This window comes from Flavobacterium sp. (assembly GCF_049590715.1).
Taxonomy (GTDB): domain Bacteria; phylum Bacteroidota; class Bacteroidia; order Flavobacteriales; family Flavobacteriaceae; genus Flavobacterium.
Genome location: NZ_JBAWDL010000345.1, coordinates 1 through 6,342, shown reverse-complemented (window position 1 = coordinate 6,342; position 6,342 = coordinate 1). Strand labels below are relative to the sequence as shown.

Annotated in this window: 5 protein-coding genes; 1 reads left to right on the top strand and 4 read right to left on the bottom strand. The window is 35.0% G+C overall.

What is annotated here, in order from left to right:
* Positions 1-494: 494 nt before the first annotated feature.
* From WBQ70_RS14680 to WBQ70_RS14665, 4 genes are all read right to left on the bottom strand, one after another.
* Positions 495-2,642: a YfbK domain-containing protein gene (locus tag WBQ70_RS14680; RefSeq protein WP_423915497.1), complete on the bottom strand. Its 2,148-nt coding sequence runs from the start codon at positions 2,640-2,642 to the stop codon at positions 495-497.
* A gap of 194 nt (positions 2,643-2,836) precedes the next feature.
* Complete coding sequence (locus tag WBQ70_RS14675; protein WP_423915495.1) at positions 2,837-3,763, bottom strand: hypothetical protein; 927 nt, start codon at positions 3,761-3,763, stop codon at positions 2,837-2,839.
* A 2-nt stretch (positions 3,764-3,765) separates the two neighbouring features.
* The gene (locus tag WBQ70_RS14670) at positions 3,766-4,266 is read right to left on the bottom strand and encodes an RNA polymerase sigma factor (protein ID WP_423915493.1); all 501 of its coding nucleotides are present in this window, start codon (positions 4,264-4,266) and stop codon (positions 3,766-3,768) included.
* A gap of 369 nt (positions 4,267-4,635) precedes the next feature.
* On the bottom strand, positions 4,636-5,352 hold the full coding sequence (locus tag WBQ70_RS14665) for a 3-ketoacyl-ACP reductase (protein ID WP_423915491.1): 717 nt from the start codon (positions 5,350-5,352) through the stop codon (positions 4,636-4,638).
* Positions 5,353-5,625: 273 nt separating this feature from the next.
* Between WBQ70_RS14665 and WBQ70_RS14660 the strand changes: the two genes are divergently transcribed.
* Positions 5,626-6,342, top strand: a 717-nt coding sequence (locus WBQ70_RS14660; RefSeq protein WP_423915489.1) for a L,D-transpeptidase, incomplete at its 3' end; no start/stop codon positions are given.

Below are 6,342 nucleotides of genomic sequence, written 5' to 3'. Positions count from 1 at the left end.
AGCAATTTTTGAAAGTACGGTTTCTTTTTCCTTTGGCGAAAGCCAATCCTGTACATCAATAAATTCACGAAAAGTCACAAACTCTTTTTCAGTGAGTAAATCATCTGACCACACCATATAAAGAAGTGGAATAAATAATTGTAGTTTCCTGTTTTTCATAAAAAAGTGAATTAAATCTTGGTAAAAATGCTTCTATTTTATGAAAATACATATTGTAATTCAGATTTGTTGTTAAGATTCTGGTAATTTTTATTTTATCTCTTTTAAACAACTAGGGTTTCATGCTTTATTGCCCTCTAATTAGTTGTTCTAAATAGCTGACTTTACAGACCAAAAGAAACCAAAATAATTCCTCAAATTAGTAATTCGATACCAAAAGCTCATTTATTTGCAAGTTTAGAAAAAACAGCACAAAAAATCTTAAAAGAGTAAGATCGTAAACTAAAAAAAAAGCTTGATAAAATAGGGATTTATCAAGCTTTCTTATTTTTAAACTACTGCACCGTCTCCACTAATCGAACCAATTCAGCTTTATAGCCATCCGTATCTTTTGAAAGTCCGTTTTTGGCTAAAGCCAAAATAGATTTAGTGTCTTTATCCGAAACCAACTTAGAATCTCTCAATTTTAATCCAAACCAAGCAACAGCCGTTGTGAATTTAAAATCTTCTGAAGCTGCTTTTAAAGCAATCGTTTTGTCATTAATGGTTTGAACCATTTCAATACTTTTTTCTCCGTCTGGTTTTTTATACCGAAATTTAATAGTTGCTAATTCATTACTATAATTTGCTGTATTAGTCGTATTTGTATATTTCAAATCAGGCAAGCTATAAGTGCTTTCAATCCCTGTTGGAATAATTTCGTATAAAGCCGTTACCGTATGGCCACTTCCTAATTCTCCTGCATCAATGGCATCGTTTTTAAAATCTTCAGGACGTAATTTTCTGTTTTCATATCCTATTAAGCGGTACGATTGAACGTGTTTAGGATTGAATTCAATTTGGATTTTGACATCTTTGGCGATAGCAAACATCGATCCTTTGAATTCTTTTCCTAAAAATCGGTTGGCTTCTTGAATGTTATCGATATAAGCATAATTTCCGTTGCCTTTATTGGCTAGGATTTCCATTTTGCTATCCTTGTAATTTCCCATTCCGTATCCTAAACAAGTCAAGAAAACACCCGATTTTCTTTTTTCTTCAATCAAACTTTCCATGTCTTTATTTGACGAACTTCCTACATTAAAATCGCCATCAGTAGCTAGAATCACACGATTATTTTCTCCTTTTATAAAATTAGCCAAAGCGGTTTTGTATGCCAATTCGATTCCTGCACCACCAGCGGTACTTCCACCAGCATTCAAGTTATCAAGCGCATCGATGATGGTTTGTTTTTGGTCTCCAGATGTTGGTGGCAAAACCAATCCAGCCGCGCCTGCATAGACGGCAATAGCCACTTTGTCCTCTTTACGCAATTCGTTTACCAATATTTTCAACGATTGTTTTAGCAATGGCAATTTATTTGAGTCGCTCATAGACCCTGAAACATCCACAAGGAACACCAAATTAGATGCAGGTAAATTCTCCGTTGGGATGTTTTTGCCTTGCAAACCTATTTTCAATAACTGATGTTTAGGATTCCAAGGACAATCACTGTATTCTGTATTAATCGAAAAAGGATTATTCCCTGTAGGTTGTGGATAATTGTATTTAAAGAAATTCATCATTTCTTCAATTCGGACTGCGTCTTTAGGGACAGCCTGTCCATTATTGATAAAACGACGAATGTTAGTATACGAAGCATTATCCACATCGATAGAAAAAGTGGAAAGTGGCGCAGATTTTGGTGTTTCAAACTGATTTTCTACGAAGTTCTCATAATCTTCTTGATTGGGAGTCGGTGCTGGACTGATGTGGATAGCATCTAGTTTTGTTTTCAACTCTTTTTCGGTCATTCCTTTGTAATCACCATTTTGCGTCGTTATCATTACGACACCATTAGTTGCTCTATTGCCATAGATAGCTGACGAAGAAGTATCTTTTAGAATATCAACACTTTTAATGTTTTTAGGGTCTAATTTAGGTTCCTTATCATACGGCACACCATCTATCACATATAACGGAGAATGAGTTGCATTAGTGGTTGAAATCCCGCGAATCATTATTGATGGCGAAGCGTACACTTGGTTAGTAGTCGTAGCAATTCCAGCGGCTTTTCCTTGAAGTGCTTGTTGTGCATTGGTTCTAGAATATCTTTCCAGAGATTCACTCCTTACTTGCATTACTGAACCTGTAAATTCCTTTTTTTTCTGAGTTGCATAACCTATTACAACCACCTCATCCAGTGTGTTTGCTGCCGGTACCATTTTTACATTGATAACATTCAAATTCCCCACTTTTATCGTTTGAGAATTATAGCCGATGTATCCAAAAGTAAGTTGATCGCCTTTTTTGGCTTGAATGGTATAATGACCGCTAAAATCAGTTGAAGTGGTAATTTTTGTTCCTTTTATCGAAATAGCAGCTCCCGGTAAAGGAGCGTTAGTTTCATCCGAAACTGTTCCTGTAATCATTATTTCTTGTCCAAAACTGAGGATAGAAAAAAGCATAGTTAGGGCTAATGAAATATGTTTTAAATTTTTCATGACAGTAATTTTTAAAATGTTAGTGATTTTTTTTAAGCAACAGATTTTAAGGATTAAAAGGATTTTTTAAAGCTATGCATCGCTTAAAAAAATCTGTGAGAATCTTTGTAATCTGTGTTTAATCTTTATATTCTTGTAAACTAAATACCTTCTTTACCTAGAACCTTAGAATCTTAGTCCATTAGTAACATTAATTATTTTTTCAGTGGCTTTCCATTTTCAGTAGTGATAATGACCACACCTTTTTTTCCTTTGTCTCCGTATTTATCGGTTGCTTCTTCGTTTTGCAAAATTTCCAAAGTGACAATTTTTTGTTTATTCAATGGTGCATACGGACTCGTAGGATTTGTTCCAAAAAGGGACAGCTCACTATATTCAACACCATTGATGATATACAACGGTTCTTTTAATACAATCAAAGAATCTACTTCTTCGTCATCGAGATTCGAGATAATTTCTCTTTTGGCTTCTTTGACTGTTTTATAATTAGACCCCGACATCAGTTTCCCGTTCATCACCACTAATGGAGCGGCAGCACTTACTGGTTTTGCTACGGATTCCATTACGGATTCAGATGCCGCTGCATTTCCATAAGCACTGGTTACTTCAACGGCATCGTAGATTTTTCCGCGATTGAACTGCGTACTTTTAGCTTTTTGCCTTTCGGAATCCGCTTTTTTCAGTTCCCTTTCTTTTTCATCTGGAGTAGCCTGTACTTCTTGAAGCGCAACTACTTCATTTTTCCCGTCTTTGGTAGCAACAACGGTTTGCATTTTTCGAATTGCTTTGGCTACAGCCACAGTATCAATAGCCGCCGAAACAACTGCTTCTTCAATTGGTTTAGGAATTGGTTTAACTACTGAATCTACAACTACAATAGTTTTTTCCTTTTCAATTACAACTTGACTTGGTTTTGTTACTTGGTAGCCCAAAGAAACCAATAGCAACACTGAAGCTGCAATCGCCATTTTCTTCCAAACCTTTGATTTGGTTTCCAATGCTTTTTGATCCAGTTTATCCTCAATTCGCGACCAAACCTTATCCATTCCTGGAAAGTCTTGGTGCTCGGCATTATGAGCCGCTTCCTTGATTTTGTTTATTATTTTATCTTGATTGTCCATGACTAATTCGATTTTTTGTAATAAAGAGCATTTACTAATTCTTTCAACTTTGTTTTAGCGGCATTCAATTGTGATTTGGATGTCCCTTCCGAAATTTGGAGCATTTTTCCAATTTCTTTATGACCATACCCTTCAATCACAAAGAGATTGAAAACCGTTTTGCATCCTTCTGGAATATGGTTCAGTAAATTGAGTAAATCTTCTTCTTCTAAATTAGTGACTTCATCAGTAAACGGTTGCGAAAGCGTATGCACATCATCGAGGTACATATTAAAATTGTTCTTTTTCTTTAATGTTGCTAAACATTGATTGACCGCAATTTTTCGTGCCCACCCTTCAAAAGCGCCCAACTCTTTCAATTGGTCCAGTTTTGTAAAGATGGTATAGAATGCATCGGCGAGTGCTTCCTCAATTTCCTCTTCCTGTTTCAAGTAGCGTTTGCAACTCGCGTAGAGTTTTGGCGCTAGCTGTTCATACACTTGACGCTGTGCATCTCGTTGCATTTTTTTACAGGCTATTATTAGATTTTCGTTTATCACAATAAGGTCTTTAATAGTAAAGAGCGTAAATAAACGAAAAAGGTTGGGAGCGAAAGAAAAAATAATTTAAAAAAGTTTTTTAGGAGCACATTATAGACTGCTTTTAGGAAACATCCCTCCTGCTATCCGCTATATCTTGTGGCGGCTTAACGCCTGCCGCCACAAGGATACCGCTACTATCAGGGCTAAAAAACAACGAATGAAATTTCATTTACGAATAAAAAAACCATTAAGAAATTAAGTATCATTAAGTTCTAGCTTAATTTTCTTAATCTCTTAATGGTTCAAAAAATATTCTTTCTTATTAGATACTTAGGACCTTTAAAACTTAAATTACGGATTCGTTGTCCAGATACTACTATTCTTGATAAACACACGGCGGTTTAATTTTAACTGTGCAATAATCAATTCCGCAATATCTTCGGCTTGCATGATTTTATCTGCGTTATCACCTACAATATTCAATTCTTTAGCCATATCAGTAGCAACAGTACTTGGTATTAAAGCCGTCACACGAATATTGTGCTTACGAACTTCTTGCATCAACGAATCAGTCAATCCCAAAACCGCAAATTTTGAAGCACTATACGCACTCGTCATAGCATTTCCATTCAATCCTGCTGTAGATGAAATATTGATAATATCTCCCGTTTGTCTTTCGATCATATTAGGTAAAACAGCATGGGTTGTGTAATACGTCCCCATTAAATTTACCTGAATAATGCGTTCCCATTCAGTAGTTTCCATTTCTAGGAATTTACCAAAAGCAGCAATTCCTGCGTTATTGATTAAAATATCGATGGTACCAAATTCAGCCAAAGCTTTATCAACTGCTTCTTTTACCGAATTATTATCAGCCACATCAGCCGTTATTGCTAGTGCTTTCACTCTCAAAGCACGCACTTTTAACGCTACTTTATCAATATCCTCTTGCGTTCTAGCGACTAAAATAACATTAACACCTTCTTTTGCCAAAGCAATAGCAATGGCTTTTCCAATTCCTTTTCCCGCTCCTGTGATGAGGGCATTTTTATTTTTTAGATCAGTCATCTTATTTCTTTTTTTAGATATAAAACAAAGTTACATTATTCAAAAATCCTAGTCCTTACATAAGTGTGAAATAAACGATAAATTTCCAAAATCAACATCATATTTGAATTTAACAACTTTTTTCAATAATTGTATAACGAATTAAAAGGACAAAATGGAGAACTTTGAATTATCAAATTTAAACCCATAAAAGGAACTATATATAATTTGACAACCCAACTATATAGGGCAGGCTAATTACAGCTATCCAATAAAAATAATTAAAACCAACTTATGAAAAAATCTATCTCACTTGTATTCATTAATATTATCACATTCATTTGTATATTAATGTTATTATCCTCTTGTAAAAAAAATGACACTAAAGAAGATGAAGTAATAACTACTGAAAATGAAGTAGACACTATCACTATTGAACACCGTGACAAATTAAAAGGCATTGCCTATAAAATGGAAAACGGAAAATCTTGGCTTAAAGCCAATGAAAAGGACGAGTCTAAAATGGCTATCGTTACTGACTTGAACAGAACCGATGCTAAAAACATTATGAAAATGGATTCGATTATTGTTCCTTCCACTTTTGAAGGAAAAAGAGAAGATTACTTGCCTTTCCCGCTACAACTGGAAGCCATAAAAAACATTTCAAAAATCATCTTTTTTTCCTATGCTACCCAAACTTTTGCAGCTTATGAAAATGGTACATTAGTCCACACTGGCCCTACAAATATGGGACGAGAAAAAGATCCAACTCCTACTGGTTTGTTCTTTACAAATTGGAAAGCAGAGGAAACCACCAGTACCTTTAATGATGAGTGGGATTTAAAATGGAATTTTAATATTGAAAACAAATTAGGTGTCGGTTTTCACCAATACGAATTGCCAGGATATCCTGCTTCCCATTCGTGTTTGCGATTGCAAGAAAAAGATGCTCGATTTCTTTATGACTGGGCTGACCAATGGGTTTTAGCCGATAAAGAAACAGTTAAAGCC

What these genes read in the sequence shown, in the direction of transcription:
- WBQ70_RS14680 (WP_423915497.1), bottom strand. Translation starts at nt 2,642, where the DNA reads ATGAAAAATTTAAAACATATTTCATTAGCCCTAACTATGCTTTTTTCT.
- WBQ70_RS14675 (WP_423915495.1), bottom strand. Translation starts at nt 3,763, where the DNA reads ATGGACAATCAAGATAAAATAATAAACAAAATCAAGGAAGCGGCTCAT.
- WBQ70_RS14670 (WP_423915493.1), bottom strand. Translation starts at nt 4,266, where the DNA reads ATGCAACGAGATGCACAGCGTCAAGTGTATGAACAGCTAGCGCCAAAA.
- WBQ70_RS14665 (WP_423915491.1), bottom strand. Translation starts at nt 5,352, where the DNA reads ATGACTGATCTAAAAAATAAAAATGCCCTCATCACAGGAGCGGGAAAA.